Annotated in this window: 1 protein-coding gene; it reads right to left on the bottom strand. The window is 60.8% G+C overall.

Features of this window, described 5'->3' with window-relative positions; genetic code table 11:
* Window positions 1-82: 82 nt before the first annotated feature.
* Window positions 83-1,756, bottom strand: coding sequence for a transposase (locus CO660_RS32295; protein WP_097601882.1), 1,674 nt, complete (start codon window positions 1,754-1,756; stop codon window positions 83-85).
* Window positions 1,757-1,822 lie beyond the last annotated feature (66 nt).

Genomic DNA, 1,822 nt, shown 5'->3' on the forward strand with positions numbered 1-1,822 from the left:
GTAAGCGGGGCTGATTTGGTGGCCATGCCGACACAATCAGCATGTCTGACGCCGAGCAGGGTGCTCGAAGGGCCGAGAGCGTTCAGGCGCGAGCTGCAACCAGGGAGGCGAGGGGTGCAACAGCATGATCTTCGTCACTGATCCCCAGCCGATCGCCGAGATAGTGCCAGAACGACAGGCCGAGCTTTTGGCAGGTCTTCATCAGGCCGAGCATGCTGTCACGCGCTTGGCGACCGTTGCGACTGACCGTGCCGCCGGAAATCTTTCGCTTGATGACAAATCCGCGCAGATCTCTTTCCGACGCATTGGTATGGAGCGGGGTTTCAGGCCGCTCGAGAACCCGCAGCAGTTCTGCCTTGCGGCGTCTCAGTCGAAACAGCAGTTTGTCGAGGTCGCCATAACCGGTGCGCAGCGAGAAAATCCGATCGAACCGGGCCTGAAGGCTCCGGGCTGCACGCGGATCAGGTCTTCGCTGATAGGCTTTCAGGGCCTTGTAAAAGCGCCAGATGAGATCCCGCAGGGTTTCGACATGCCGTACTTGGCCGGGTGTCGCCGGCATCAGTTTGTGCAGCAACCGTTCGGCGTGGACCCAGCACAGCGCATGGGTGCCGACGCGGAACTGTCCGGCATCGTCGGAGACAATCACCGCATTGCCGACCAGACCATGATGGCGGATGGCGCCCCAGATGCCGGCCTCGGCAAACGGGCGGATTATTTCTTTGTCGAAGATGTCGATACCATTGGCGGCCAGATACTCGAGAAACGGAACCTGATTGGCAAACCGCCGCGGTTGGCGTGTCTTCAACCGCGCCAGAAGGGCGGGGTCGACCTGACGGTCTTCCAGAAAGGTGAAGGCGGCATCGTTGAGAACATAGTCCTGATAGTTGCCGCGCAGCAGGGCCAGAAAGTTCAGCCGCGACTTCGACGGCGCCGTGCGGAAGGCAGTGAAATGTTCGCCGCCGATTTGTGTCGTGTGGAAATTGCGGTTGGCATGACGGGCGCCAGTGTCGTCAACCGTGACAAAGGGAGCCGAGATCAGGCCCGCATGCAGCACGGCAGCATCCTCGGCATGAAAGCCATCCAGCCGCTCTGTCAAAAACCGGATGACCTGGCGTTTGGAAATCTCGATACCGACATCGTTCAGCAAGGTCGTCAATCGCTGCGTCGTCACCTGCCCATGGCTATGAAGCATCAGGCAGAAGCGACGCAGACTGGCGCCGTAGCCGCCCTTTATCCCCGCAGGCAGCGGCGCGACGATCGTGCGTCCATCCGGAGCCACCCAGCATTCGCGGCGATAGCGCACCACTTCGGCCCGCACAACCAGATCCCGCACCACGCAATCCTTGTAGCCCTTGAAGCGCGATCCGGGTGGTGCGTTGGCAGGCAGCACCTCTTCGCGCGTGACGCTGCTCTTGTCGCCTTTCGGCCCGCGACGCCGCGCAGGCTTTCGGCTGCCGGCAACCGTTTTGTCACTCGTTGCCTGGTCCATACCCGACGGCCTGAAGGGTGGGCGTGGCGGCAGGTTTTTGAGCCGCGCAATCTCGTCGCGCAGAAGCTGGTTGTCGACCTTCAGCCGCGTGTTCTCTACCCTGAGCAGGTCGTTGTCTTCACGAAGCTTTCGGTTGTCAGCCTCAAGCTTCTCGATCCGGATTTCTGCCCGATCAGCCCGCTCCACCAGACCAGTCACCAACTCCCGCAGCGCCTTCAGCGACAGCGTGTCGGCATGCTCGGCCATGGGGAGGCGGCGCTTCGTCATAAAGGAAGTGAATCATGATTCACAAAAAACAGGAATCCCTTCTGCCACCAGATCTGCTCCAGTTAC

It is taken from the genome of Rhizobium sp. L9 (assembly GCF_002531885.1).
In the GTDB taxonomy this organism is placed as follows: domain Bacteria; phylum Pseudomonadota; class Alphaproteobacteria; order Rhizobiales; family Rhizobiaceae; genus Rhizobium.

Excerpts from the sequence above, each read along its gene's own strand:
- CO660_RS32295 (WP_097601882.1), bottom strand. The coding sequence starts at position 1,756 with ATGACGAAGCGCCGCCTCCCCATGGCCGAGCATGCCGACACGCTGTCG.